Origin of the sequence: Marinomonas transparens (assembly GCF_016463975.1) — a bacterium.
GTDB lineage: Bacteria > Pseudomonadota > Gammaproteobacteria > Pseudomonadales > Marinomonadaceae > Marinomonas > Marinomonas transparens.
Window position 1 is genome coordinate 140,743 of sequence record NZ_JAEMNX010000011.1, and the last position, 26,844, is coordinate 167,586.

A 26,844-nucleotide genomic window follows, 5' to 3' on the forward strand; every position below is an offset into this window, starting at 1 on the left:
ATAAAAATGCGCTATTTACCATGGTATTCCCTTTGTAAAATAGCACTTTAATTAAGGAAGGTATAAATAAGTCTACTAAGACAAGAGAGCTTGTTCGTACCTTCCTTAACCACTATAAAATAGATGGCATTTTTAATTTAGCAATCTATTGATTAACCAGTGCGTCTTGAGCCTGAGGTTTCCGGTTTAAAAACTCGTTCGATTTGCTGTTGTGTTTTTAACATTTCCATCAAGCCTATACCTAAATCATAGTCGGGTTTCATGCCAAAAAAACGTAATAATTTGTTAGGGTCGCCAAGAGATATTTGAATATCACCGGTTCTTTTAGGTTTATAGGTTAATGCAACGTCATAACCCACCACTGAAAACAGAGTCTCAGCTAGGTTTTTAATGCTACATGGCTTGCCAGTGCAAATATTAAAGACAGGCGCATTACACTTTGCTTTTTTCATACCTAAAATTAAGTATTTGACCACATCCTTCACATACACAAAGTCGCGTACCTGACTACCATCCCCATACAAGACTAGGTCTTGATGTTGCATAATGCGATCGGCAAAAATTGAAATAACACCGCTATAGGGTGAGCTAGGATCTTGTCGCTCCCCAAACACATTAAAAAAACGAAACCCCATGGTGGGCACTTTGTGAATCATACCACCCACTCTTGCCTGTAACTCACAGGCTAATTTATCTACCCCATAAGCGGTTAACGGTCTTACTTGACTGTTCTCGGTCAACGGAATGCTGGCATTATCCCCATAAACCGCTGCGGATGACGCATAGACTACAGGAATGGTCTTCGGAAGATGCGCGCAAATATCCAAAATAGTTACCATACCAGATTGATTAATCGTATGGGTTTCTAACCATTCTTTATTGGATCTTTCAACTGAAGCAATGGCGGCAAGATGAAAACAACCATCCACTTCTTGCATAAGCGTTTTGACCAGCTCCTGATCCCTAATGTCACCAATAAATAACGTTGCACCATCCGCAAGGTTTTCCTGTTTACCTGTTGATAGATTATCTAATACCATCACCTTATGGCCCTGCTCTATTAAGCTCTCACATAAATGTGAACCAATAAAACCACAACCGCCTGTTACTAAATAAGTTGCCATATATCCTCCAATTACCCTTGTTTTGTGTATCGAATAAAGGGGATATATCAAGCATTGTGCCAAGGATTAAATTCCATTATATAACAGTAACTTACAACGTATTTTATAAGGTTTATTCAAGATTTTGAAAATCTTTTCGCATAATGCAAACTCTCTCTGGTACGCCACTTGCAGATCTTCTTTTAAAGCCACAACAATTCATTAAAATCGTTAGGAGTAATGCATGAAGGGTATTAGTTTACTGCTTGATTCAAGCAAGAGTGGTGGCATAGAAACCCATGTTGCCAATCTCGCGAAAGCGCTGCAACAAAAGGGCTTAGAAGTTCAGGTAATACTATGGAAGCAATACCATGACAAGGCCCACCCTTTGGATGCTCAAATGCGAGCAGCAAACATTCCATTTCATTATGCAAATGGCTGCTTTTCAATACTCACTTCCCTAGTAAAAAAAGGCGCCATTCTGCATACCCATGGCTATAAGGCAAACTTGATTGGTAAGTTTGGCAGTATCCTTGGTAAGTGGAATGCCTTTCCAACCCATCATAACGGTGATGTGGGAGACGGGTTATTAAAAAAGTATGTCATGCTCGATGAAATCACCTCCCGCTGGTTTTCCCCCATATCAGTAAGCGATGAAATCTTTGAACGCTTGGGAAATCGAGGTATTAAAGTCAAAAACTTCGTTTTTACGCCAGACCAAACCAAGATTGAAGAGGTGCATGTAGGCCCCATAAGACAAATCGCTTTTGTGGGCAGAATCAGCGAGGAAAAAGACCCTGACGCTTTTTGCCAAATTGGCGAAGCGATTCAAAAAGATGAAAAACACAGCCATTTGTCTTTCCATGTCTATGGCGGCGGCGAAGATCAAAGTCAATTAATGGCAAAGTACCCCGGAATTACCTTCCATGGGGAACAAGATATGTCGCAGCATTGGCCGAAGATTGATCTATTATGTATCACCTCAAAAACCGAAGGCTTACCATTGGCTGCTCTAGAAGCCATGTCCCATGGTATTCCCGTGGCGTCTTTTGCGGTTGGCGACTTGCCTAGGTTAATTAGCCATGGTCACAATGGTTGGATCGTCCCAAAAGGACAGATTCAAACAATGAAAGACACCTTAGTAGCATGGGAAAACTTAAACCCAGGTTTGCAACAGAATATGAAACGTCATGCTTATAACACCATAGAACAAGATTATTCTACTGCTGCTGTTATACCTGCCATTATTCAACATTATCAAAACGTTTAAGGAAGGTCTGAATAAGTCTACTAAGACTCAGTCTTTCAGAGAAATCGTCAAATAAGGCGCGACTCTGATGTAATGTAGGTACCTTTCAAAGAGTCGCAACGCAGTGTGGCGTTTTCTCTGAAAGACCCGTAGGGCATGGTCTAAAAGCCTGAATTCTTTGTTGAGCACCTCGACAATAGGGCAACTATTCACATTCGGCACTCGCCTCGAATAACAGGCTTTTATCCACATGCTGAGACAAGAGGACTTGTTCAGACCTTCCTTAATTTAAACAGTCACATAAAAAACGGCCTTTACGCCGTTTTTTATGTGACTGTTTTTAACAGGTTGGCGTTATCCGCGCTATTAGAGACCTTTGCACGAAGTCGCGAGCGAAGCCAAGAGGAGGCAAAAATAGACGAAAAAGCGGAGTTTATAGGTTATAAATGAGCACTTTGAGTCTATTTTTAACAATGTATTGGTAAGCACAGCAGTCGTGCAAAGGTCTCTATTATTTTATACCGTGTAAAACATGTGACAAACACGCTTTCATATTGCGTTTCGTGGGTAGCTGATAACAAGCCTGAAGGTACGCCATTAAGGCCTGCACATAACCGCCTTTTTCACTTTGAAATGCCTCAGCTTGAGCAAGCTTGTAACGGGCAAAAGCAGGTGCAAAGCAATGAGGGGCAGCCGATTCCATCGGTTTGCGATAGCGTTCTAGTATCAGCTTCATGCTATTTAAACGTTTGTGTTGATTACGCGATATGGAATTACTACGAACCAGATACCCAGTAGTAGAATCACTCAGCACAGTAAAATCACCATAAGCACTGATTTTTAACCAAAGATCCCAATCACTAGCAGAAAACAGAGTTTCATCAAATCCGCCTATTACTTGCAGTAACTTGGTATCGACTAATACGGTGGAGGTACCAATGACATTCTCTTCATAAATGCTGGCTTTGGTCTGCCCATTTAAAACAAAGGCCTTGGTTTTACCTTGTACCAATTTTGAAAACCTTGGCCAGAATTGAAAACAACGACCTAGATCTCCTCCTTGCTCGTCAAAATGGTCATACTCGGTAAAGTTCAGCACACACTTTGGATAAGCTTGTACTATTTCTAATTGCTTACTGAGCTTTTCAGGGTACCAATAGTCGTCTGCATCAAGAAAAGCCACCCATGCTCCTGCTGCTTTCGCAATAGCCAGATTTCGCGCTGCTGACACCCCTTTGTGCTCACCTTTTAAAATTTTCACTCTGGGATCTTTATTCGCTAAATCCGCGAGCCAAATATGACTACCGTCAGTAGAACTATCGTCGACAATGAGTAGCTCTAATGAGACGGACTGAGACAACACACTTTCAACCGCTTGGGGCAAATACGCTAAGCAGTTATAGGTGGGCATGATCACAGAGACATCTAATACGGATTCTATTGGGTTATTTTTCATTTTCACTTCCTCTTTCATAGTTTGGCATTGCCCTTGCAAAATTCATTGTGACTCAAGGATTCACCCTATTGGAAAGACATAACCGAGACCGACATCTCTTAAGTAAAGCACTCAATGTGCCAACTCTGTTTTTACAATGGACTCTTAGTTTGAGAAAGCGTCAGGAGAGATAGAATGAAAAAAATTGCATACTTAATAAGCGCCTTTCCGGTGATGTCTGAAACCTTTGTAGGCAATGAAATACGGGCGATACAGCGTCTTAACCATGATGTAGAACTGTTTAGTTTTGAACACAAAAGTGAACCGGCGCAAAGTTTAGACATTGTGCTGGCTAAGCAATTAATAATCCTGGCGGAAGTCGGTTTTGTTGACACCCTCCACCCCATTCTACATTCGCCAATTGCTTTGCAATCTGCGATGCAATTTGTCAATCAACAACAGGGATTGCCTAAACGCTCATTACTCTGGTACGGCGCTAAGCTGGCTTCTCAGGTAATAAGAAAAGGCTGCCAGCACATTCATGCACACTTTGGTTTAGCCAGTACGGCTACGGCCATCGTCGCCGCGAGACTGGCTAATGTGTCAGTTTCCTTTACCTGCCATGGCTATGACATTTATCGAACCCCTGCGGATCTGGCTTTAAAACTCAGCAGCGCTAATTTCGCCGTTGCGGTCAGTGACATCATGAAACGCGACATGCAGGAGCTATCCACTGATGCCAATGTCATCCGTGTTCGTTGTGGAGTCGATATTACGCAAATTAATAGCAACAAAGTCATGCGTTACGATAGTAAGAAACTACTCTACCTGGGAAGGCTATCAGAAACAAAAGGCGTGAATGTACTGTTAGATGCCATGGCCATTGTCAATGCAGATATCCGTCCTCAATTAGACATAGTGGGTGATGGTCCATTACGAGAGGATCTTGAGAAGCAATGCCAACATCTAAACCTTACCCCTTGGGTACGCTTTTTAGGCGCTAAACCTGCCACCTGGTTAGACCAACACCATGATCATTACCAATGCCTTGTGGCGCCATTTGTGGTCACACCAGCTGGCGTTAAAGACACAGGCCCCTTAGTTCTGAAAGAAGCCATGATGTATCGCTTGCCAATTCTCACGACAGACATGGATGCGTGCCAAGAAATGTTGTTAGACGAGCAAGGGCAGATGCCGATACTGGGTAAAATGGTGGCAGCAGACAATCCGTTTAGCCTAGCGGCAGGCATTGCCCTGATGACAAATAAACCGCCACACGAACTAAAAGCCATGGGAGAAACAGGCGCAGCATTCTTAGAACAGCATTTTCTTATCGATCAGCAAGTCAAAATATTGTCTCAGGCCATTGAGTCTTGTCATCAGGAGGCATTCCATGCAAATTCAATGGTTTAAAAAGTTCGACCTTGCTTTGTTCAGCAAGCAAAAACAGGCATCCGCTCTTGCTCAACAGGGCTATTATGCTGTGGGTTTGATGCTCACCAAGGTGATCAGCTTATTTTTATTGCCCTACCTAGCGAAACAGCTTGGATTAGTAGAGTTCGCTCGGTTAGAAACCCTATTGGCGATTATTAATGGCGCCACCATTGTGGTGGGCTTGGGTATGGTCAACCTGTTATATCGAAAAGTCGGTCAAAGTGCGTTACATGAGAAAAAACAAATTACCGCTGCCATCGCAGGTAATGCGGTTAGTGTCGCCCTATTGGTATTGGCTTTTTGCCTCATTTCCACACCGATCATTTTACCGCTGCTGAATTCATTAGTGAGTCTGTCTATTATCGAATTTTGGTTTTGCTCAGCATTAATCTGTATTGAAGGTATTCTCGGTGTGTCTCTCGCTTGGTTGCGGATGCAGGACAAGGCGAAGCTTTTTTTCCAGATGATGGTGACCCGAGGTGTGCTTTATGCCTTATTCGTTAGCCTTGGCTTGGCCATAGGCTTAGGCCTAACTTGGGTCTTGTTCGCCTCACTTTTTGCTGCTCTTTATCAAGTAATTCACCTTATTATTATCCAGTACCGTGATACCAGAATCAGTTTTTCATGGCACTCCCTTTACCAGACTTTTTTATATGGTTGGCCCTTTGTTATTAGCGGTTTGGCTATGTATGCGACGCAAGGTATGGAAGTGGTCATTCTGGCTCAAAATGTGAGCCCAGAATCACTCGCTTCCTATGTGATTGCCGTTAAATTATTCCTGATTGCCGCCTTGCTAAACCAGCCTTTTTTACTCTGGTGGTACCCTAAACGCATGGGGTTAATAGCAGAGAAAAATGGTCTTAGCAGGGCTGGCGCAGGTGCCACCTTAGGTGTGTTGCTGGCGATGATATCCAGTACCCTTATCTGGCTATGGTCACCCTGGGTGATAGGTTTGTTGTTTGCTGATGGCGTTGCTCCGGCCTTGTCTTATTTGCCTTGGTTACTGATTGCTGGAGTGTTAAAGCAATGGGGCGCCTTATTTAATTTAGGCTGCTTTAGTAGTGAGAATAGCCGTACTCAAATGTATATAGAGGTATCAACGGGCGTATTTTGCTTAATCGGTTTTCCGATCGCCATTGAGTTGGCTCAGGTTCATGGTGCTTTAGCCGTTTTTGTCATGAGCCAAGCCATCAGATTGCTCGCCTACTGGCTAATCAGTCAGCATTATTTATCGGTCGTTTATCCCGTTCATGAGCTAGTAAAAGGCATCGTGCTTTGTGTGAGTTTGATTTTTCTCGCTTCATTATTTAGCCGAGCCTATGTATACCAACTTGATTTCACCTCTTTCTCGGCTTGCATTGGCATAACCTTGCTGATGATCGCTGCGCTTGCCTATAAACTGCAACAAGTGGGGAGAAAAATCCATGCGACTGACCTCTAAAGCTCATACCACGTCTGTTGCTTTGCCTCTAGCACTGTCGTTTTTTATGGCTGTCATTTGGTGGCTTGCACCTCACCCTTTTCTCATTTTGCCATTGGCATTTTTACCGATTGCCGCTTGGTTAGCATTACACAATGCCATTTGGATTTGCATGGGATTCATTTTGTTTTCCTTTTTTAGAATTCACGAAGCGTTTCCTGCTTTGTATTCCTTGAAAATCCCTCAACTGCTTGCACTCGGTACATTAGCGGTGGCGGCTTGGCATACCTTAATCACCAAAAAAATCACGCCCTTTTGGAACAGTCACCTTACTGGTTTTGCCATCTTTTTTTGCTGTGTCACCCTAGGCTTATTGTTTGCCACCAATCGCGGTGAAGCCATGGCAGCTTGGACAGGAAACTTTGTCAAAATCGCTGTTATGGTGTTGATCATTACTTGGCTACCGAAATGCAAACGTGATTTTGCAATCTGCAATTGGAGTATTTTGATCACTGGCAGCGTCATTGCTCTTGTCGCCTTAAATAATAAAATCAATGGTATAGGACTAGTGGAAGGAACGCGGGTCACCATTGGACGAAATATTGGCTCTATGCTGGGGGACCCCAATGACCTAGCATTGGTCTTATTATTCCCCACCAGCTTTGCCCTAGCTTTGTTCTTCTCTACTTCACCAAAACGCTTTCCTAAGTTTATTGCTCTATGTGGTTATATTCTGATCGTATCCGCCATCATCGCCACCCAAAGTCGTGGTGGTTTGTTGGGGATCATGGCGGTATCTGGGGTATTTGCTTGGCAAAAAGTAAAAAATAAAGTTTTGCTCATTAGCATGGCTGTGATACTTGGCGGGCTCTTGTTAGCCCTTGCGGGTATCTCAGATAGAGCGTCAGGTGGTGCGCAAGAAAGTGGCATTGATGCTTCTGCCATGGGCCGTATTTATGCTTGGCAAGCGGCCTGGAACATGGCTCTTAGCAACCCTTTCAGTGGTGTAGGTTTAAACAATTTTTATGTTAATTACTATTTTTATAGTCCTCATTGGGACGGAAAAAACCACGCCGTACATAGCACATGGCTGGGGGTTTTGGCCGAAACCGGTTTTGTTGGTTTTATTGCCTTTGCCACCATGGTTATTCGGCTACTCGTCAATAATATCTTGCAGGTAAAGGTGATTAATCAACTGCTGCGTGCGGCCAATGATACCAGTATCATTGCCCCTGCTTATGTGGTCAGCGCGCAGGCAACATTAGCGGGGGTTGTTGGTGTGATGGTCTCCGGCACTTTCCTCACGCAGGGTTTTACTTGGCCTATCTATATTTTGTTCGCGTTAAGTATAGCAGTGACGACCAACCTGAAACCCATTCTGCAAAAAATCGCACCGCAACCTGACTCTAACCGGGCGGAATAAGGCCATATCATTTGCATTTTGCGAGTGGCACGAAGCCTGCAATCACTCCTATATAAATAAAATGAGATCTTTTCGAAGTGATCAATAGACGCTTTTTAAATGCTCTCAAAATAATAGCGAGGATTGTCTATGTCTAGTTTGAAATATTGGGTGAAAACCAGCCCAGCGCCTTTTGCCAAAATGATTCGCATCAGCTGGCAGCCATTAAAACAACTTGAACTTCCTGTTATTCCCGTATTCAGCCGTTCGCTTTATCGGTTGCATAAATTGCTCTATGTATTTTTCACCAGCTTGTTCCGTCGTCTTTATTGGACACCTTTATTTAAGAGCCAAATTGTCGGAGGTAAAGGTTTGTACCTTTACTCTGGCATGCCGCAGCTACTTGGCAGTCTATCCGTGTCGGTCGGCAGCGGTTGTCGTTGGTCAGGTATCAGTACTGTATCAGGGCGTTGGAACAGCCCTCAAACTCCGACCTTAATCATTGGCGATAATGTTGATATCGGCTGGCAAACCAGCATTGCCGTTGGCAATCAGGTGATACTAGAAAACAATGTGCGCATGGCAGGCCGCGCCTTCCTTGCAGGTTATCCTGGTCATCCGATCAACCCAATTGAGCGCGCTCAAGGCCTACCTGACATGGAAAGCCAAATAGGAAAAATCCACCTAAAAGAAAACGTTTGGCTAGGCACAGGGGTGACGATTTTAGGCAATGTCACCATTGGCAAAAATAGCATTATTGGCGCTGGTAGTATTGTCACCCAGGATATTCCCGATAACGTGATTGCCGCAGGTGTGCCCGCTAAGGTAGTACGCGAGCTGACCCTTCAAGAACTAATATCAAGACCTAGCCTACATACCTTGGCCGATGAGGAGGTATGATCATGAAGTGGATTGTATTAGGGGAAGACTGGAACAGTCACCCAAGTAGCACTCAACATCTCTTCAAACGCCTTGTTCAGCAAGAACCAGTAGTTTGGGTAAATTCCATTGGTTTGCGTTCACCTAAGCTTAATCGGCATGACATGGCGCGAATCTACAGCAAAGGTAAGTCATTGCTGTTTGCAAATAGCAAGGCACCAGCCCAGCCGGTAGACAAGCCAACGGACATAGGCTCTCAGCCCCAAGTTATTGCGCCGCGAGTTTTGCCATTCCATCAATATCAATGGGTACGCTATTTAAATAGCTTCTCTTTGAGACAGCAAATTCATTCTACTGAGCAAGCTCAAAATAATATAACAAAATCAACGAAAGAGCTCGCCCAAACCATAGAACCAAATAGTACGAATAAGATTCTTTGGTTATCCCTACCTTCGGCGGTGGACCTGATTGGCAAATGCAATGAACAACTTTCTGTTTATTACTGTGGTGATGACTTTAGCGCCTTGGCAGGGGTTGACCATAAGGTGATAGCAAAACTAGAGGCTGAACTCATTGAAAAATGCGATGTGATTTTTGCTGCCAGCCAGTCACTTAAAGATAAATTTCCTGCTCATAAAAGCTATTTGCTAGAACATGGGGTGGACTACGATTTATTTCAACAACCCAAGCCCAAGCCGGATAACTTCCCAACAGGTAAGGTGATGGGCTTTTACGGGCAATTAGCCGACTGGGTAGACATCGAGTTATTAGAGCGAGTCGCCGATGCTTTTCCCGATTGGCACCTAATGCTTATCGGAAAAATAGATACCGATACCAGAGACTTACTGACTAAGGCTAATGTGCATCATCTGCCAGCCATGGCCCATGATGAACTGGCAGCGTATGCTCAACATTGGGATATTGCCCTACTGCCTTTTAAACATTGCCAGCAAATTGAATATTGTAATCCACTCAAGCTTAGGGAGTATTTGGCGACAGGGACTCGTATTGTGTCAACCGCCTTTCAAGCCGCTCAGACTTATCGGCAGCACATCAATCTAGTGAATCCACAGGATGACTTCATTGCTGTCATAAAACAAACGATTGAGCACGCTCATAGCACAACATCCCAAGGCGAAGAAGAACGAAAACGGTCCCAGCAAACCAGTGTCATAAAAGCATCTTGGGAGCAAAGAGCAAAAGATGTTCAGGTTATTCTTAGGTCTCACCTAAACACCCTTCATTTTAATAACCTGCTTAATGAGGTGACGTCATGATACGGACGAGTAGCTACCTTAAAAAACTCTGGGGAAGTGTCATTTACGCTTTACTCTCCCCTGCCTTATGGGCGACTGATACCATTGAAGCTGCCAGTGATACGGCCACAACGCCAGTGAGCTACAGCCTGAATATTTCTAGCCCAAAAACAAATTGGTCGTTTGGTAATGGCCTAGTATCAGGGAAACAACTGGAAGTGTCTGGCAGGGTAAAAGAGGGTGTGGCGAGAGTGTTAGTGCGTATCGACCATGCTAAAAGCCATCATTACTTTAGTCGCTTCAATCATGAGCAACTACTCCATGCAGGTCCCTTTACCTTTTATATTGATTTGGATCGTCTCAAAACAGCTCATAATCAAGATTTTTCGGCTGAGGAAATTCGTCGGATTTATCTCAGCCCCCTCACTGGCAAGTTAGATATTCAACAGGTTAAGATTCTTGCTAAACCTAAAGCGCCTAACGCCATAAGAGGGTGGGATTTTAGCCCAATTTTAGCTCAGTCTGCCTGGGGTTTTTATAGTGTCACACCGGATTCTACTTGGCAGTCCATTGGTGGTCACAGCAACACTAAACCCAAACAGCCGATTCTCCAAGGCTCACTTCGGGGGCGGGATCGACCCTATCATGATGAACTGATTCGTGATGGCATAGAGGGACTAAAACAGGTGATTTTGCCATTAGAAAATGGACTATGGCGGGTCACCTTGTGGACCCAAGACATTGGAGAATGGGAATACCTTCCCCACCCCCTCGAACGACAAATCACCCTAAATAAACAACGGATATTGGATGAAAGCCTGAGCGCCGAAAGCTGGCGAAAGCAATATTATTTTCAACCATTAGGGCTTCAACACAGCGACATACTGGCCTATCAGCAAGGCGATGTTGAGCCAATCCATCAAGCTTTCTGGCGACAAATTGGCAGAAAACGGGGCGACCCTATTGATGCCATCGTCGAAATCACCGATGGCCAACTCAATATAACCCTAGAAAGCCCTTCACCAGCAGGGCTTTTTTTATCGGCTGTCATTGCCACACCATGGAACCATCAAGCTGAACAACACCTAGCCACTTTTGATCAACTCAGAGAGCAGGCCTTTAAGCAGCGTTGGCCCATTGTTGCTCAGCCTAATTTATCCCTAGAAGCATTAACCGATGTCATTAAGTGGGGGCAAGATACGCCACTCATTGCACAAGGTGAACTTATTAGTCTGCAAGTCACTATCCCACAAAATATGGGGGCCCTTAAGCAATTTATTTTACCTCTGAGTAATGTCTTTTGGTTTAAACAAACACCACGCTTAAGTCGTGTGGGTGGTCAAGAAAATGCACTGACATTAAAAAGTCAATTGTCTTCCTTTGACCCACATGAGAAAGCCCCCTCACAGGATGAGGTATGGATCATTATCGGAGAAGTCTCTAAAAACACTCATGCTCCGACGCTTGCCAAGGGTAAATTAATTTTTGAGCAAGGTGAGTTATCAACCACCTTTATACCGCTTAACATGACCTTACCCCAAGCTCAACAGCCTGTGGGATTGTACCTTGATTACGCGCCTCACCTGAGTTGGTTCTCCTCACAAGACGCCGAGCAACAGGCTAAGCAAGACTATCGCTTTTTTAAACAGTTTGGCTTAACTGGGGTCGCCCCAGCACTGCCAACGCCTAATACATCAAGCGAGAGTATCCAAGGGTTTAAACGCGCGGCTCAGCTGCCCTTATTAACTGGCTTATTGCCACCGTTTCCAGCTTACACACCATTAAAGCGCATGCTCACTCAGCCCCTCCCAGAGCTACTAGAAACTCTGGCAGCGTTAAACTCATTAGATTCAATTCTCTTGTGGTCATTGGGAGATGAGCCCGGACTCTTTCCAGATTTGGACAAAAAGCTAATGGCGCTAAATACCAAATTAGCGAAAAGCCGACCGAGTCTACAACGCTATGCGCAACTGAATCATAAACAACACGACAAGCTTGCAGCGCAATTTCCTCATCTATTAATCAATCAGGGTTATGATCTATCCGCATCTCGCTTCGCCGATTTGCAAACCCAAGGTAGCGATTATTATCTTTATAATTTAGACAATCTCCGAGCAGCGGCTGGCCATTATTTATGGCGAAGTAAGGCAAAGGGTTTTTGGCAATGGCATGCCAGAATGCCAACCGCCCATCCCTATGATCCAACCGATGGACGTGAAGATGATGTGCAGTTTTTAATGCCCACAGAGCACCATGGAAAACAAATCATCATCCGTAGTGACTTACTAAGTCTACGCACTGGCATTAACGATTTACGCTGGTTAACTTGGCTTTCGCAAAATGCAAAAAAACATATTGATTTTGCAATTCTAGAACAGGAAATAGCGCAATCTATTTCCATGTCATACAAAAACAACCCCTTTAAAAACAATGATTTAAATATAAATATCGCTAAAATTAAGAGACTGGCACAAAGGCTGCAATTACCTCAATAAGTTTATTTTTTTCATTTGAGGTCATCATGCATTTAGCTATACAAGCACGATTATATCGCCTGCTTTGTGCCGCTTGGAGGCATAGATACCTATTAGTGATCCCACCATTGATCTTGCCTATCTTTGGCTTTTTGCTATCCAACGTTGTGCCTAAGGTGTACGACAACCACACTTCCTTCTTGATTCAAGAAAGCGCTACTTTAAACCCTTTTTTGAAAGATTTATCCGTCGACTCACAGATACAGCAACGTATGAAGGCCCTCGATACCTTGTTACACAGCCGTCATATTTTACAGCGTGTGGCAGAAGAAGAAGGTTTGTATCCAGAAAATGCCACAGATTACCAAAAAGATCGGGTGATCAATCGCTTATCAAGCAATTTAAAAGTTGCGCTATTTGGCTCTGATTTAATTCGCGTGTCTTACCACAGTAACACTCAACAGGGCATGGATAGCTTATTAAGAAAGGTCAGAGACGTTTTTATTGAGCAGTTATTAGCCCCTGAACGCAGCTCTATGACAAATTCAGAAGCGTTTTTGTTGGCTCAATTGGAAGAGCAACGCATGCATTTAGAACAAGCGGAAAGCGCCTTGGCTAACTTTAAATCAAAACACACCATGCAGTTGCCTAGCCTCTTCAACAATAACGTCTCGTCGATTTCTGAATTACGCCAACTCATTGCGCAAAAAGAAATCGAATTTGCCGGTCAAGAAGCTGTAATGGCGAGTTTGCATACGCAGTTGATTCGCAATAATCCGCTTATTGCACAAATAGAGAGTGACATTGTTAGCCACAAACGCGAATTAAGCACCCTACTTTCTCGTTATACCCCTCAACACAGTAAGGTCATCATTGCTAATGCCATGCTGAGCCGTTTAGAGCGAGAACTTCATGACCTCATAACGCTTACTGATCAAATTGACAGCATTGAAGAGCTTGAACGTCTTTGGTTAGCCACAGGCAAAGCCCTAGAAACGCAATCGGAAAAAGTTGCCACCGCCCTCAACTTGGCACAAAACAACGAAATAGAATCCGCCAAACTGCGTTATTCACGACTAAAACAAGAGCTCAACCAATTGCATAAACAGCATGACGATCTACTGCAATTAATTAACAGCAGCAGTGGTATTGAACAGCAACTACAAACATTAAGTCGTGATTTGAAAGTACAAGATAAGGTTTACCAAGAAACCTTGAATCGCTATGAACGCGCTAAGGTAACCGGAGCACTTGGGGAGTTCGAGCAAAAAGATCGCATTAAAATAATTGATAAGGCCTATGTGCCTTCTGGGCCGAGCAACATGCCAACCCTTTTGTATGTTGTGCTCGGCGTTATAGCTGGCATTGGTTTAGGAGTGGGCACTGCCATTGTATTAGAAGTCACTAACTCCCAATTGCGCTACATAAGTGAAGTACAAGATATCGCTAAGGTGCCCGTATTAGCCCGCATTCCTAAAATCAAGGACGATTATAACCTATTGGATTTAGATCACCTTGACAGTGACACAAACAAAACCAATCGCATACGTAAGGCGCTAAATTATTTTTCTCGCTTTAAAAAAGAATAAGCAAACAGGAGACATTCCATGAAAATTATCGAAGTTGTACAACACCTTGCTCCAGGCGGCATTGAAACCTTGGTGCTAGAACTACAAAAGGTTTATCAGTCCCTTGATAAAGTCATCATTATTAGTCTGGAGAATAATCAGCAGCAAGCCCTAACCGATTGGCAGCGCTTAGAAGACGTGCAATGTGAATTGATTTTTCTCAACAAACAGCCTGGCCTGAAGTACGGCATTGTTAAGCAACTGATTGCTTTGTTTAAGCAGCATAAACCTGATGCGGTTCATACTCACCATATCGGCCCTTTACTTTATGCTGGACTGGCAGCTAAACATCTAAAACTTCAGTCAGTCATCCATACCGAGCATGATGTATGGCATTTACAATCAAGTCGTAAACGCCATTTATTGCAATATGCCTTACTTAACTACATCAAACCAAAATTAGTGGCAGATGCTGAATATGTTGGCAAAGCACTTTCCAAGCTGTTTCCAAAGCACCGCAACCATGTTATTTCCAACGGTATTGATATTGATGCTTTTTATCCAAGTAGTTTGGTCACCGCACGCAAAAAAATGGGCTTACCCACAGATGTAAAAATCATTGGTTGTGCGGCACGATTGGTACCCGGTAAAGGCCATTTGGCATTATTAACATCCCTTACGAAGCTACCAAGCTCAGTTCATTTGGCATTGGCTGGTGACGGCCCTTTAAAAGCAGCCCTAATGAAACAATGCAAAAAATTGAAAGTGGAGCAACAGGTTCATTTTTTAGGCAGCCTGGATAACATGGCCGCCTTTTATCGCTGTCTTGATGTCTTTTGCTTAGCATCCGAAGCAGAAGGTTTACCGCTTTCACCCTTAGAGGCCCAAGCCTGCAATGTACCGGTAGTCGTCACGGATGTAGGCGGCTGTCGAGAAGCGGTTTGCCCTCATACTGGTTTGTTAGTGCGCCCAAAGGATCAAGAAGCATTAACCAATGGGCTAAAAACGGTTCTCAGTAGGAAGCTGTTAATGTTAAACCATCGCCCCCGTGACTTTGTGAAAAAAGAACATTCTTTAAGAAATATGGCCCATCTATATCGACAGTTAATGATAAAAAGAGGTAATGAAAAATGGCTATAATCCTATTTATCTCTATTTTTAGCCTATCTGCTTTGGTGATTCTATATCATCATTTTGGCTACCCCGTGATGCTTAAGTATTTGGTAAAAAAGAAAACATCACAGCACATCGAACAAAAATCAGCATCTTTATCGACTAAAGAATACCCATCCATTGCCTTGGTGATTCCGGTTTATAACGAAGCCAATGCGATTGCTGAAAAGGTCCGTAACTTGGCGTTTTTAGACTACCCTCTGGACAAATTGCAGGTACATTTGATCTTTGACGGCTGCACTGACCACTCCTATGAGCTTGCGCATCAAGCATTGCAAGAGCCCATGTGTAAAACACTTTCTTGTGAACTTCATAATGAGTCCGTCAATCGCGGTAAACTGGCGCAATTAAATCAGCTTATACCAAACCTAGAAGCCGATATTATCGCTCTATCGGATGTTACCGCTTTGTTATCCATTGACGCGTTGCAAATAGCCGCTGGGCACTTTGCTAATAAAGACGTTGGTGCGGTATGTGCCACCTATCGGTTTTTATCGAATGGAGAACAACAAGAAACCGCTTATTGGCAATATCAAACGGCGATTAAATTAAGAGAAAGTCTGTTGGGCTCAACATTAGGTGCCCATGGGGCCTTTTATTTATTCCGTAAAGCATTATTTAACGGCTTGCCAAGCGACACTATTAATGATGACTTTATCTTACCTTGCCAAATTATTAAGCAGTCTCAACGGGTCATTTATGATGACAATATGGTCGCAGTAGAAATAGAACCCAGCGACCTTGAGCAGGACTTTAAACGCCGTGTGCGCATCAGTGCAGGGAACTTTCAACAAAGCATCAGATTGAGCTCCCTCTTGCATCCTAAACACGGCATTACCGCTTTTATGTTTTTTTCTTGTAAATGGATTCGTCCCTTTATTCCCGTCTTTTTTATCGCTGCCTTGCTGTCGTCTTACTTCATGAGCTTAGAGTCTATCTGGTTTGCTCCCTGCTTTTATGGACAAATAGGGATTTATTTTCTGGTCTTGGCGCAACATTTGCTCAAGTCAAATAACCATATTCTCATTAAGCTTCATTACTTGGTAACAGGTCATCTACTTAGTTTGATTGGAGCAGTAAAATATATAACGGGTGCTTATAACGCCCCTTGGAGGTAATACCATGAATACTCAAACACTTTCCCTAACAAAATTTGCTCACTTTATTCCCCTAAGAGTACGCATTGCCAAGCGCGCTTTCGACCTAGTGGTGGCTATTAGTCTATTACTGGTAACCCTGCCTCTTTGGCCCCTGTTAATGATCGCCATTAAAGTCGATTCAGCAGGCCCCATTTTCTTTGTTCAGCAACGTATTGGACAGGCCAACGCCAACGCCTACAGCCTGTTTAATATGATTAAATTTCGTACCATGATCCAAAATGCCGAAGCAAAAACAGGCCCAGTGTGGGCCTCTAAAAACGACCCAAGAATCACTAAAATTGGCAACTTCATGAGAAAAACACGATTGGATGAATTGCCGCAGCTCTTTAATGTACTTAAAGGTGAGATGTCTATGATAGGTCCGCGCCCAGAGCGTTCTGGCATTATGGGGAAATTAGAACAAAAGATCCCGTTATTCAATGAACGTACTTATGGCGTATTGCCCGGTATTACAGGCTTGGCTCAAGTCTATCAAGGTTATGATGAGACCATTGAAGACAGCCGTAATAAGCTCGGTTATGACCTTTCTTATTCGGTATCCATGGCAAGTCTAGGTGGCTGGTTGCGAATGGACTTATTGATCCTTTGGAAAACCATCAGTGTAGTACTGCTAGGGCGCGGCCAATAATCTGATCAAACACTTTTACGACTCGACAAAAGCAATACCGCAAACCTGTTTCGCTCAACCAAATGATAAGCAGGTTTGCAATTCGCAATCACCCTTCGCAATTTGCAATTTTCCTTTCTAAAAAAACCATTAGCTTTCCTATAAAAGACAAATAAATATTTTAAATTCAATTAAAACAATGATTTATAAAAAAATAAAAAATTGGCCCGAAGCATGCAATCTACTTGTTATTGTCACTCAACAACAAGGATTAACTTATGTATCACTCTCATTACACCCTCAATGATTACGAAGTATTAGAGATTAAAGGCGAACTAGACTGTGTCACAGTAGCAGAAAGGAAAGAGTTGATTGAAAACGTTCCTACCGTCTTTGACTGCAACATTGTCTTTGACCTTTCCCAAGTGACTTTTATCGATTCCTCAGGCATTGGTGTCATCGTTTACCTATTTAAGCGTCTTAGGGAACAAGGTCGAGAACTGATTCTAGTGGGCCTAAGTGGGCAGCCAAAAGAGCTCATGTCGCTACTTCGAATAGACCGGGCCATCCCAGTTAAAGATAGTGCCCGCAGCTGTTTGGCGTCATAAACAAACACGATGCTGATAAAGGAGACTTCAATGAAAACCCTAGCTTACTGTTTGATTCTTGGTTCTGCTGTCATGATGACCAGCGGCTGCCAGCATAATGTTATCCCTAAGCCCGTTTATCCCTATGATATAAAGCAGGTGGAAACAAACCGTGTTGCCGATGCGCTACGAATCGCCAGTGTTAGAATCGCTCAGCTTAATCGTGTGGGTGGCGCTGAATGTATTCCTGCACGGCTTTATCGCATGCAACAACTCGCAAGAAAAATTCGCGGGGAACACGAAAGCGGACTCGATCAGGATGCCTTGCTCAACTTACGCATACTCGACCAACATATACGAGACGCCGAAGATGGTCTCGCTTATTTGCAGATTAACACTGCTTGTCAGCAATACGTTCAAGACTTACGTTTAGTCGCCCTACAACCTCTCCTCAAACAAATTGCTGAGCAAACCTTTACCACAGGCCAAGCGAATCTCCCGGCAGGTATGTCGTTATTGCTAGATGATTTAGCAAAATGGTTGCTAGCACACCCTGCTTATCAAGTATCTTTGGTGGGCCATACAGATGCAATGGGGGAAGCTCACAAAAACGAAAACTTGGCTTTAGAACGCGCTTTTACACTTTCTAACTATCTTAAAGCGCAACATGTGCCAGACTATCAAATAGCAATAAATGCACAGGGGGAGCTTAACCCTATTAGCAGTAATGCTAGTGAATCAATGCGTTACAAAAATAGAAGGGTTGAAGCAACTGCCATTCTCTTAATTCCAAGCCAAAAACTTGAGAGCAAGGTCAAAGAATGGCCATCAGTAACGGACATCTGGAGAGGGAAGTAAAATGCAACCGTTCACTCAATTTATGAAGGGCAAGTTGATCTTAATCAAATGGATGATGATCTTTTGTTTAGCCTACACCAGTGTTGGTTTTGCGGAAACACAATCCTTAATTCGTCCCGGTGATATGTTAAGCATTGAGTTTTTAGGTGAATCAGGCTTTGATGCTCCCTTTCCGGTAGACCGTCAGGGTAATATCGTCCTTCCAGAGGTCGGTTTAATTACCTTATCTGGGCTTACTATAGAAGACGCTCAGCAACTGATTCAGGTGCAGCTATCATCCCGTTATTTGAATACCGATAAACTTCGTTTGACCATGCTTTCCCAGCGTTTACTGGTCACCGTGTTAGGCTATGTCAAAGCCCCAGGAGAAGTGGATATTCCAGGTGATGGGTCATTGCAAATGGCCCTGACCGCCGCGGGCGGTATTAAACCCGGCGGCCAACTTAATAAATTGCAAATTCGTCGCGGTGATGACATTACTGTAGTCGATTATAAGCAATACCTAGATTCTGGGAATGAAAGCCTAATACCCGCCCTGCAACCACTGGATATTATTTTTGTACCCTCTTCTCCTCTTACCGGAAATGTAGAGGTAGAGTTCGATGCCGCCAGTTTATTATCTGGTGGCGATGCCGCAGAAAAATCTCAATCTGTAAAAATATTTGGTGAAGTTCATAAACCCGGTTCATTTACCTATGATGCCGAGCAAAACATTGTCGACATGCTGATGCGTGCCGGCGGCGTAACACGCTTCGCTAGCGTGGAACAAATTCGCTTAATTACCGATGGCGACCCCATCTTATTTGATCTCAAAGACTATCTTGATGGCGGTAGCAAGGTGAACCTGCCTTTGGTTGCTCCCGGCGCGACCTTATTTGTGCCGATGAAAGAAGAAGAGGTAAAAACCGGTAACCGTACTGTCTATGTCATGGGGGAAGTGTTTCGCCCCGGTGCCTATGAAGTTAAAGGCGAAGCGTCTTTCTTTGAAATACTTGCGAATGCTGGTGGCCCCAGTCGTTTTGCTAGAACCCGAGAAATTCGGATTATTCGTCAGAATGGTCAAGTGTCAAATTTTGATTTACAGGCCTACACCGAAGGCTTATCGGTTGCGGAGGTTCCAAAAGTTGCTCCGGGAGACGCCATTTTTGTGCCAGAGAAAAACGACATAAATCAAACCTCTTGGCTGAAAATCACACCAGATAACGCAGTACATGTGATTGGTGCTGTTACCCAACCGGGTCGTTATGAGTGGTCCGATGAAATGGGCTTAATGGATTTAATTGCCGAAAGTCGTGGCCCAGCAAAAGATGCCGACTTAAAACGCTTAACCATTAAACGCCGTAATGAAGCTCCTGTCACTTATGACCTAGCCGCTTATTTTAAAGGTGAAAACCGCCTGCCTCTACCGCAATTACAAGGTGGCGATAGCGTTATTATTCCCCGGGTGCCGGAATTACCCTCGGGAAACAAAGCCGTTTGGACTCGACAAATCAGTGAAGAATCTGTCTTCGTATTAGGCCAAGTAGGCGTACCAGGGCGTTATCATTTTACCGACCAACAGAGCTTCCTTGATGTTTTAGCGGCAGCCAATGGGCCCAGCGAACAAGCAGACCTTAGGGCCGTACGAGTGATTCATCGTAATGCCAAAAAAGTACAGCTCACAGAAGTCGATTTGGCGCTGTATTTTGAAACCGGCGACGAGACCTTATTACCAGCATTGCAAGCTGGCGATACTATTTTTATTCCTGGTAAAGAGCTCATTGATTACGAACGCCAAGCATCACGTTCCGTGCGTGTCATGGGCTCCCTTAATAGTCCGGGTCATTATCGCTTTAACGATGATATGAACCTACTGGATTTACTCGCTCGTGCGGGGGGGCCGACGGATAAGGCCAACATCGAAGACATTCAGATACTCCATCAAGGCTGCTGTGAACCAACCACCACCCACTTCAATCTTAAAGAATATTTGGACAACCCTGAAAACAAGTTATTGCCCATCGTTCGCTCAGGAGACACGGTGTATTTACCTTCAAATGACAATGGTACTTGGTCACAGGCCATGTCTTTGGTGCGTGACTTTCTTAGTATCGCCACCTTGCTTGTTTTACTTCTATAGGAGCATCAAGATGAACACATTTCCGGTTAACTACGTAGAGCTTGAAAGTATCTACCAATCTTTAGAAAAGTATCGCTATCAATGCATTAGTCTAAGCGGAGCCCATGGTTCATGTGGCACGTCGATGATGGCGTATGCCTTGGCAAAACGTTATCAAGCTAATGGCTATAAAGTCTTGCTGATTGATGTCAACCTCCACCAACCGAGCTTAGATAAGCGACTTGGCCTAATAAGACAGGACTGGCAAGTGGGACAAGACAATAAATCGGCCATTTACGCACCGTCTGTGGAGGGCACAGATTTTTTATCGGCTCCCCTAAGTAACACGGCGTCATCCAGTTTCAGGGACCCTGTAGCCATACAGCATTCCGTCGCAGAATGGTTGACCAGCTATGATAGAGTGATCTTTGATACTTCGCCTATCAGCACCAGTAATTATAGGGATATTCCAACGAATTTAATCTGTGCCGCTGCGGATGCTTCTATTTTAATGATTAAGAGTGAATTTACTTCCCAAGCCATTTTACAAGAATGCTGCGATAAATTTGCCCAAGCCAATGCGAATTTAATCGGTGTCGTGATGAATGATATGGACTTCCCTTCTTTGGCAGATGAAATGCTACGAGAAACACAGCGCATATCCACCCATCTGCCTTGGCTTCAACGTGCTTTGCAGAAGTTCATTCGTCAATCTGGTTTTTTAAACTTTAGGGCTTAATTCTATGTTAACTTTCAAAACCGCATTGTGGTTACAACTGGTGATAATGGAGACGGTGCTCGTCGCTGTTTTATCCTTAAGCACTTTTACCTTTGATATCACTTTCATCACTATGGCCTTGTCATCCCCCATTTTGGTGACCCTGATATTCCATACCTTGGCCCAGAAACAATTTTTGTCCCATAGAAAACAAGAAATAGAACATCTAGAAGCGTTACAAGCTAAATTACAGGCCACGGCAAGAAATGCCACAGATAATCATTCTGTTGAAACGACGCAGCTTGAAACACAATCGGCAAAAGAAGACCATGACATTACTCTCGCCGCCCTAGAAAATATGCCGGAAGGGGTATTGATATACCAACAAGATTCACTGCTTTTTGCTAACCCTAGTGCCATGAATATATTCAAAGTCGATCACCTAAAAGCACTTAATATCGATCAATACTTCCCCAGTGATTTGCAAAAAAACCTACAGCTAAGCAGACAAACAGGCGCACCGTTTTTATCCGCAACCTATAATATTATTGATAACCAACTCACCGTGAAGCAAGCAAGAATAAGAGTCACCATAGACAAAGACTATTGCTTTGTGTTCATTGAAGACCTGACCTCATCTGCATCTCCCAGCTCAATTGCCGTACCTAAGAAAAAGGGATTGTCTGGAAAAAACATTCTTCTCGTGGAAGACAGCCCTGCCAATCAGATGTTAATGAAAGGTCAACTTGAAACCCAAGGGGCTTCGGTAGACTGTGCGGATGATGGTGTACAAGGTATTAATCAAGCAAAGCTGAAAGCTTACGACCTTATTCTCATGGATTTGCAAATGCCGACAATGGACGGCATTAACGCCGCAAAGCATATCAAAGACCTACCGCAACATACCATGACACCGATTATTGCTATGTCCGGTACTCGAAATGAAGAGATCGATAAGGCGATTCAGCAAGTGGGCATTGAGGCTTTCATACATAAACCTGTTTCCAACAATGATCTAATAAAAACCTTAAGTGATTTTTTTGAGCGCGCTCACAGCTCTGTTAATGCATCTCATAAAGAAAACTCAGCCTCACAAGAGCTTCCCTTTGACCAAGATGTAATCATGCAAATGCAGCAAGATATCGGCAAGCAGCGGACAAATGACATGACCCATGTTGCTATCGAAGAAATCGAAAAGCGCCTAACGACATTAGAACAAGGCATTCATGACAGCTCTCTTCTGGACCTGAAGCGCCAAGCACACACCATCAAAAGTACCGCTGCTAGCTTTGGGCTCATGTCCCTGTCCGCGCTTTGTCACTTAATCGAATTAAATTGTCGCGATGGTAGAGATGAAGAAATAGCAACACAGACCGCACAAGCAAGAGAAATTTTTGATTGTGGTAAAGAAGAACTGTTAGCGTTTTACACTAATGCCGAGCAGGAATAACCATCAGCAGGAATAACTATGTTTGCGCCTAAATCTATACATTTCCAATACTCAGATAATCTGCCTAGAAGAGCACGACAAGGCCTGCAAAACATGTTACTGCACGCTCCTCTAAAAGATTCTGAGCGTAATAAAATATTATTGGCCGTTACTGAAATTTGTACCAACTACATCCGACACAGCCAAACAAAGCCAACGCAAATACAACTGAATATGAGTTGGAGCAAAACGCTATTTCAGCTCAACATTGATGATAATGGAAGTCCAATACCCGACGACTTTGAGATTAGCAGTCTAGATGATCTCTTGGCTGCTGAACCAAATACCAGTGGTTATGGTATGGCCATACTTAAATCTGAATTTGATCTATGTGACTATCAGCGCTTTGCTGATCAACAAAAGAATTCTTGGCAGCTCAGCCTATTCATAGCGGATACTTCCCAACGTTATAAAATCGCCATCATCGATGATGATGCCTTACAATTAAATATGCTGAACATGTACCTTGAAGAGCATCAAACCTTCCTTTTCGACTCGCCGATCAGTGCCTATGACTGGCTTAAACACAATCATGTGGACATCATTGTCTCTGATGTTTACATGCCTGAAATGGACGGCTTAGCCTTTCGTGAGCGCCTAAGAGATATTTCACACCTTAATACCACCCCCTTTATTTTTCTGACAGCTGATAATCAGGAAGCATTAGAGAGTAATATTTTTCGTAGCGACATTGATGACTTCATTTTAAAGCCGGTGCAAAAAACAAAAATTCTCAATGTGATAGAAAGGGTCATACAGCGCAGCCATAATTTGCTGCTACAGGCCTATACCCTGCTCGATTCAGAGGTAAAGCAACAACTGCGTAAGCCCATTGATGCCGCCCATAAAAATGATCGTTATCGTATGGCCTCTTTTTCACGTAGCGCCCATATTGGTGGTGGGGATTGCTGGCATATAGAGACAAACCAAGATAAAAACAACGTGCATGCGATTCTCTGCGATGTCATGGGACACGATATCAAAGCCTGCTTTAACGCCTCACGACTACATGGCTTTATTCAAGCCATGTCTACACTGCCGCTATGTCACTTAGACGCACCGTCTTATTCTTTACAACTGTTCAATGCAACCAATACTTGGTTAAGCAAATCCGCCCCTGAAATCATTACCACAATGCAATGCCTGTCCATCGAAAAAGAGCAGATATATTTGACCAATTCAGCAGGCTTACCACCCTTTATTATTTCCCAAAATGGCCATTTAGCCTCTTTACCAATTACCGGCCCCTTACTAGGCTTATATAGTGACCCAGATTTTTCTCCAACGCCCGTTATGATGGACGTAGGCGAGTCGATTCTGTTATTTACCGATGGTCTGGTCGAGGTGCCAAATAAACCAGAGGAAGAGCAACAACGCTTAAAGCACCTTAGCGAGCAAATCCAGTATGCCAAGAGGCACCATCACCCTCTTGCGGAATGCATAGAGACATTTTTAGAAGAAATCCCCCTAAATGACGATATAAGCGTTATCTTAATAGAGAAAATAGCCTAACAAGGGGTTACAGAGGATAAATATGAAGGATACGGATGCATCAATACTCATTATAGAAGACAGCCCAACACTCTCTAAACTCTATAAAAGCTATTTAGAGGATCAGTCCTATCAACTAGCGCTTGTCGACACGGGTCAAGATGCGCTTAATAGCATTTCGCAGCATACCTATGACATAGTGTTATTGGACCTGCAATTACCCGATATGAATGGCATTGACATTCTTAAATCGATTCATCAACGGAAACTGCCCTGTTCTGTGATTATTATCACCTCCCATGGATCAGTAGAATCCGTTGTCGAAACCATGAGCTATGGCGCCCTCGATTACTTAGAAAAACCTTTTAATGCGAATCGCTTACTGACAACCGTTCAAAACGCCCTTAAAAACACCCAACTTGAAAAACAACTGCAAACCCTGAAAGACAACTTTGAACGTAATAAGTTTGTCGGCTTTGTCGGCCAATCAACGCCGATGCAACGGGTTTACAACATCATAGAAAGTGCTGCCCCTAGTAAAGCGACCGTCTTTGTCACTGGAGAAAGCGGTACAGGTAAAGAGGTCTGCGCAGAAGCCATTCACAAACTCAGCCCCCGTAAGGGACAGCCCTTGGTTGCACTTAACTGTGGCGCTATTCCCAAAGACTTAATGGAAAGTGAAATCTTTGGCCATATCAAAGGCGCTTTCACTGGCGCTGTGGCCCCAAGGCAAGGAGCTGCAGAACGTGCTAATAAAGGGACATTATTTTTGGATGAAATCTGTGAAATGGACATGGATTTACAGGTCAAATTACTGCGTTTTATTCAAACAGGCACCTATCAAAAAGTTGGCAGCAGTGAAATGCAAAAAGTCGATGTGCGTTTTGTCTGCGCCACTAACCGGGATCCGCTTAAGGAAGTGGAAGCCGGACGCTTTCGAGAGGATCTCTACTATCGATTGCACGTTATTCCGATTCCCCTACCGCCATTACGCGAGCGAGAAGCGGACATTATTATGTTAGCCAGACATTTTTTAAAACTTTACGCCAAAGAAGAAGAGAAACCTTTTTCTCAATTTACTCCCAAAACAGAAGTCGTGTTAAACAGCTTTCATTGGCCGGGCAATATCCGACAATTACAAAATGTCATTCGGAATATTATTGTCTTAAACGATGGTGATACTGTTGATACAGAGATGTTGCCTCCGCCGCTTAATGACCTTACCCAGAATATTCAGGTACGAACCCGATCAGCAGCGCCTATTAGGCAAGAGGAAGCGATTAGCGATAACCCCATCAGCCATGATGAAACAAATTACGAAATCGCCAGCACAATGAATGACGCTTCAACATCATTAGATAGTGCTTTCAAGCCACAAACCCACGATGCTATTCAGCCCCTCTGGATGGTTGAGAAAAATGTCATAGAGCGGGCGATTGCCCTATGTGATGGAAATATCCCGCAAGCCGCTGCACAGCTGGAAGTCAGCCCATCGACGATTTATCGAAAAAAACAACAATGGGACAGTATGTAAAGGGGCGAAGGCATATATTCGCGGCAAGCCGCGTTTCAACTTGAAGGGAGATTATTGGGTTCCAGCTTAAAGTTTTGTTACATCGCCATTATTTCTGGTTGATACGCCCCGTCGTATCAAACAACTCAAGGTAGTCCATCAATTTGAAAGACAAGCCATCAGGTATGTTCTCTCTAGGGTTACCAACAAAAGGATAAAGCGGTTTCGGTTGTTTTTGATGCCTAGCAGCAACGACACGCTTTTTCACACTGGTGAATTCTGAGGTCTCAGGTGTTTGGCTGAGCTTAAAATATGACACACACGTTAAGAGTTCCATAAGGAATACTCGCTTTAAATGCACCTTTTCTTCTGCCAGAAAACAAAATGGCCTTCTGAATCAGAAGGCCATTTTTTTGCACTGCTTGCTATCAATAATAGTACTTAACCCTCCATAAACTGGTGGTTGATGTAAGCATGGAGGTTGCTAATGTGCTGCTCCATCCAGACTGACAAGCCGTGCAGTTCGGTCACCTTGTCTCGGTAAAGAGATAAGGTTTCGATGGTTTTACTGACTTCATGAATGGGCAAGACCAACAAGTCTTCGTCGGGCGCCATGGGCTGGGTGGCTTTACCCAATGCTTGATACTGGTCTAGGTCGGCTTGCTTGACCTGCGCCTCTATTGGTAAGGGAATGGCGGTCGTTGCTCTCATGGCTTGACCCACCGCCCGTCGAACAAAGGGCCTGTCTTGAATCGCAATGTAAGCATGTTGTGGGGTATCGCAGTCTCTAAGGTAGTCACCCACTTGTCGGCCTAGCTCGCCCTCTTCTTCCATCGCCATTTCATAGGCCATATCGAGACTGAGGAAATAGTCCTTGGTTTTCTGCACACTGGCGTTTGCGTCTGACGCGGGCCGCATCAGGTTGTCGAT

The 26,844-nt window shown here is 43.7% G+C and carries 22 protein-coding genes; 18 read left to right on the plus strand and 4 right to left on the minus strand.

The window, feature by feature from the left end; genetic code table 11:
- Positions 1 to 152 precede the first annotated feature (152 nt).
- Positions 153 to 1,124: an NAD-dependent epimerase/dehydratase family protein gene (locus I8J31_RS11210; RefSeq protein ID WP_199468650.1), complete on the minus strand. Its 972-nt coding sequence runs from the start codon at positions 1,122 to 1,124 to the stop codon at positions 153 to 155.
- 223 nt (positions 1,125 to 1,347) lie between these two features.
- Here I8J31_RS11210 and I8J31_RS11215 point away from each other — a divergent pair, with 223 nt between their 5' ends.
- Positions 1,348 to 2,373 (plus strand): glycosyltransferase family 4 protein, encoded by a 1,026-nt coding sequence (locus I8J31_RS11215; RefSeq protein WP_199468651.1) that lies wholly within the window; start codon positions 1,348 to 1,350, stop codon positions 2,371 to 2,373.
- A 490-nt stretch (positions 2,374 to 2,863) separates the two neighbouring features.
- Here I8J31_RS11215 and I8J31_RS11220 read toward each other — a convergent pair whose 3' ends face one another.
- On the minus strand, positions 2,864 to 3,808 hold the full coding sequence (locus I8J31_RS11220) for a glycosyltransferase family 2 protein (protein WP_199468652.1): 945 nt from the start codon (positions 3,806 to 3,808) through the stop codon (positions 2,864 to 2,866).
- A 174-nt stretch (positions 3,809 to 3,982) separates the two neighbouring features.
- Here I8J31_RS11220 and I8J31_RS11225 point away from each other — a divergent pair, with 174 nt between their 5' ends.
- The 17 genes from I8J31_RS11225 to I8J31_RS11305 all read left to right on the plus strand — a co-directional run bounded on the left by I8J31_RS11225 (position 3,983) and on the right by I8J31_RS11305 (position 25,935).
- Positions 3,983 to 5,200 carry a glycosyltransferase family 4 protein gene (locus I8J31_RS11225; RefSeq protein WP_199468653.1) on the plus strand — a complete coding sequence of 406 codons (1,218 nt, stop codon included), beginning with the start codon at positions 3,983 to 3,985 and terminating at the stop codon, positions 5,198 to 5,200.
- On the plus strand, positions 5,181 to 6,662 hold the full coding sequence (locus I8J31_RS11230; RefSeq protein ID WP_199468654.1) for a lipopolysaccharide biosynthesis protein: 1,482 nt from the start codon (positions 5,181 to 5,183) through the stop codon (positions 6,660 to 6,662). The genes I8J31_RS11225 and I8J31_RS11230 overlap by 20 nt, the downstream gene beginning before the upstream one ends.
- A complete protein-coding gene (locus I8J31_RS11235) occupies positions 6,646 to 8,064 on the plus strand; it encodes an O-antigen ligase family protein (protein WP_233402714.1) in 1,419 nt (472 codons plus the stop codon). Before I8J31_RS11230 ends, I8J31_RS11235 begins: the two co-directional genes overlap by 17 nt.
- A gap of 129 nt (positions 8,065 to 8,193) precedes the next feature.
- The gene (locus I8J31_RS11240; RefSeq protein WP_233402715.1) at positions 8,194 to 8,943 is read left to right on the plus strand and encodes an acyltransferase; all 750 of its coding nucleotides are present in this window, start codon (positions 8,194 to 8,196) and stop codon (positions 8,941 to 8,943) included.
- Between the two features lie 2 nt (positions 8,944 to 8,945).
- A complete protein-coding gene (locus I8J31_RS11245) occupies positions 8,946 to 10,199 on the plus strand; it encodes a glycosyltransferase family protein (protein ID WP_199468655.1) in 1,254 nt (417 codons plus the stop codon).
- Complete coding sequence (locus I8J31_RS11250; protein ID WP_199468656.1) at positions 10,196 to 12,673, plus strand: hypothetical protein; 2,478 nt, start codon at positions 10,196 to 10,198, stop codon at positions 12,671 to 12,673. Before I8J31_RS11245 ends, I8J31_RS11250 begins: the two co-directional genes overlap by 4 nt.
- Positions 12,674 to 12,699: 26 nt before the next feature.
- Positions 12,700 to 14,241, plus strand: coding sequence for a GumC family protein (locus I8J31_RS11255; RefSeq protein WP_199468657.1), 1,542 nt, complete (start codon positions 12,700 to 12,702; stop codon positions 14,239 to 14,241).
- An 18-nt stretch (positions 14,242 to 14,259) separates the two neighbouring features.
- Positions 14,260 to 15,360, plus strand: coding sequence for a glycosyltransferase (locus tag I8J31_RS11260; RefSeq protein WP_199468658.1), 1,101 nt, complete (start codon positions 14,260 to 14,262; stop codon positions 15,358 to 15,360).
- Complete coding sequence (locus tag I8J31_RS11265) at positions 15,351 to 16,511, plus strand: glycosyltransferase family 2 protein (protein WP_199468659.1); 1,161 nt, start codon at positions 15,351 to 15,353, stop codon at positions 16,509 to 16,511. The genes I8J31_RS11260 and I8J31_RS11265 overlap by 10 nt, the downstream gene beginning before the upstream one ends.
- A 4-nt stretch (positions 16,512 to 16,515) precedes the next feature.
- The gene (locus I8J31_RS11270) at positions 16,516 to 17,181 is read left to right on the plus strand and encodes a sugar transferase (RefSeq protein ID WP_199468660.1); all 666 of its coding nucleotides are present in this window, start codon (positions 16,516 to 16,518) and stop codon (positions 17,179 to 17,181) included.
- Positions 17,182 to 17,438: 257 nt separating this feature from the next.
- Positions 17,439 to 17,768, plus strand: coding sequence for an STAS domain-containing protein (locus tag I8J31_RS11275; protein WP_199468661.1), 330 nt, complete (start codon positions 17,439 to 17,441; stop codon positions 17,766 to 17,768).
- Positions 17,769 to 17,798: 30 nt separating this feature from the next.
- Positions 17,799 to 18,605, plus strand: a complete 807-nt coding sequence (locus I8J31_RS11280) for an OmpA family protein (protein WP_199468662.1) — start codon at positions 17,799 to 17,801, stop codon at positions 18,603 to 18,605.
- 1 nt (position 18,606) lies between these two features.
- The gene (locus tag I8J31_RS11285) at positions 18,607 to 20,724 is read left to right on the plus strand and encodes an SLBB domain-containing protein (protein ID WP_199468663.1); all 2,118 of its coding nucleotides are present in this window, start codon (positions 18,607 to 18,609) and stop codon (positions 20,722 to 20,724) included.
- Positions 20,725 to 20,734: 10 nt separating this feature from the next.
- The gene (locus I8J31_RS11290) at positions 20,735 to 21,442 is read left to right on the plus strand and encodes a tyrosine-protein kinase family protein (protein WP_199468664.1); all 708 of its coding nucleotides are present in this window, start codon (positions 20,735 to 20,737) and stop codon (positions 21,440 to 21,442) included.
- Between the two features lie 4 nt (positions 21,443 to 21,446).
- On the plus strand, positions 21,447 to 22,871 hold the full coding sequence (locus I8J31_RS11295) for a response regulator (RefSeq protein WP_199468665.1): 1,425 nt from the start codon (positions 21,447 to 21,449) through the stop codon (positions 22,869 to 22,871).
- Positions 22,872 to 22,889: 18 nt separating this feature from the next.
- Positions 22,890 to 24,422: a SpoIIE family protein phosphatase gene (locus tag I8J31_RS11300; protein WP_267905891.1), complete on the plus strand. Its 1,533-nt coding sequence runs from the start codon at positions 22,890 to 22,892 to the stop codon at positions 24,420 to 24,422.
- A gap of 22 nt (positions 24,423 to 24,444) precedes the next feature.
- Positions 24,445 to 25,935 carry a sigma-54-dependent transcriptional regulator gene (locus I8J31_RS11305; protein ID WP_199468667.1) on the plus strand — a complete coding sequence of 497 codons (1,491 nt, stop codon included), beginning with the start codon at positions 24,445 to 24,447 and terminating at the stop codon, positions 25,933 to 25,935.
- Positions 25,936 to 26,023: 88 nt separating this feature from the next.
- Here the strand turns inward: I8J31_RS11305 and I8J31_RS11310 are convergent, their stop codons facing one another.
- Complete coding sequence (locus tag I8J31_RS11310) at positions 26,024 to 26,251, minus strand: hypothetical protein (RefSeq protein WP_199468668.1); 228 nt, start codon at positions 26,249 to 26,251, stop codon at positions 26,024 to 26,026.
- 104 nt (positions 26,252 to 26,355) lie between these two features.
- Positions 26,356 to 26,844, minus strand: a 489-nt coding sequence (locus I8J31_RS11315) for an antA/AntB antirepressor family protein (protein WP_233402716.1), incomplete at its 5' end; no start/stop codon positions are given.

Coding starts and splice junctions, on each gene's coding strand:
- I8J31_RS11290 (WP_199468664.1), top strand. CDS start 20,735: ATGAACACATTTCCGGTTAACTACGTAGAGCTTGAAAGTATCTACCAA.
- I8J31_RS11240 (WP_233402715.1), top strand. CDS start 8,194: ATGTCTAGTTTGAAATATTGGGTGAAAACCAGCCCAGCGCCTTTTGCC.
- I8J31_RS11260 (WP_199468658.1), top strand. CDS start 14,260: ATGAAAATTATCGAAGTTGTACAACACCTTGCTCCAGGCGGCATTGAA.
- I8J31_RS11245 (WP_199468655.1), top strand. CDS start 8,946: ATGAAGTGGATTGTATTAGGGGAAGACTGGAACAGTCACCCAAGTAGC.
- I8J31_RS11310 (WP_199468668.1), bottom strand. CDS start 26,251: ATGGAACTCTTAACGTGTGTGTCATATTTTAAGCTCAGCCAAACACCT.
- I8J31_RS11215 (WP_199468651.1), top strand. CDS start 1,348: ATGAAGGGTATTAGTTTACTGCTTGATTCAAGCAAGAGTGGTGGCATA.
- I8J31_RS11270 (WP_199468660.1), top strand. CDS start 16,516: ATGAATACTCAAACACTTTCCCTAACAAAATTTGCTCACTTTATTCCC.
- I8J31_RS11250 (WP_199468656.1), top strand. CDS start 10,196: ATGATACGGACGAGTAGCTACCTTAAAAAACTCTGGGGAAGTGTCATT.
- I8J31_RS11220 (WP_199468652.1), bottom strand. CDS start 3,808: ATGAAAAATAACCCAATAGAATCCGTATTAGATGTCTCTGTGATCATG.
- I8J31_RS11305 (WP_199468667.1), top strand. CDS start 24,445: ATGAAGGATACGGATGCATCAATACTCATTATAGAAGACAGCCCAACA.
- I8J31_RS11210 (WP_199468650.1), bottom strand. CDS start 1,124: ATGGCAACTTATTTAGTAACAGGCGGTTGTGGTTTTATTGGTTCACAT.
- I8J31_RS11280 (WP_199468662.1), top strand. CDS start 17,799: ATGAAAACCCTAGCTTACTGTTTGATTCTTGGTTCTGCTGTCATGATG.
- I8J31_RS11295 (WP_199468665.1), top strand. CDS start 21,447: ATGTTAACTTTCAAAACCGCATTGTGGTTACAACTGGTGATAATGGAG.
- I8J31_RS11225 (WP_199468653.1), top strand. CDS start 3,983: ATGAAAAAAATTGCATACTTAATAAGCGCCTTTCCGGTGATGTCTGAA.
- I8J31_RS11275 (WP_199468661.1), top strand. CDS start 17,439: ATGTATCACTCTCATTACACCCTCAATGATTACGAAGTATTAGAGATT.
- I8J31_RS11265 (WP_199468659.1), top strand. CDS start 15,351: ATGGCTATAATCCTATTTATCTCTATTTTTAGCCTATCTGCTTTGGTG.
- I8J31_RS11300 (WP_267905891.1), top strand. CDS start 22,890: ATGTTTGCGCCTAAATCTATACATTTCCAATACTCAGATAATCTGCCT.
- I8J31_RS11255 (WP_199468657.1), top strand. CDS start 12,700: ATGCATTTAGCTATACAAGCACGATTATATCGCCTGCTTTGTGCCGCT.
- I8J31_RS11235 (WP_233402714.1), top strand. CDS start 6,646: ATGCGACTGACCTCTAAAGCTCATACCACGTCTGTTGCTTTGCCTCTA.
- I8J31_RS11230 (WP_199468654.1), top strand. CDS start 5,181: ATGCAAATTCAATGGTTTAAAAAGTTCGACCTTGCTTTGTTCAGCAAG.
- I8J31_RS11285 (WP_199468663.1), top strand. CDS start 18,607: ATGCAACCGTTCACTCAATTTATGAAGGGCAAGTTGATCTTAATCAAA.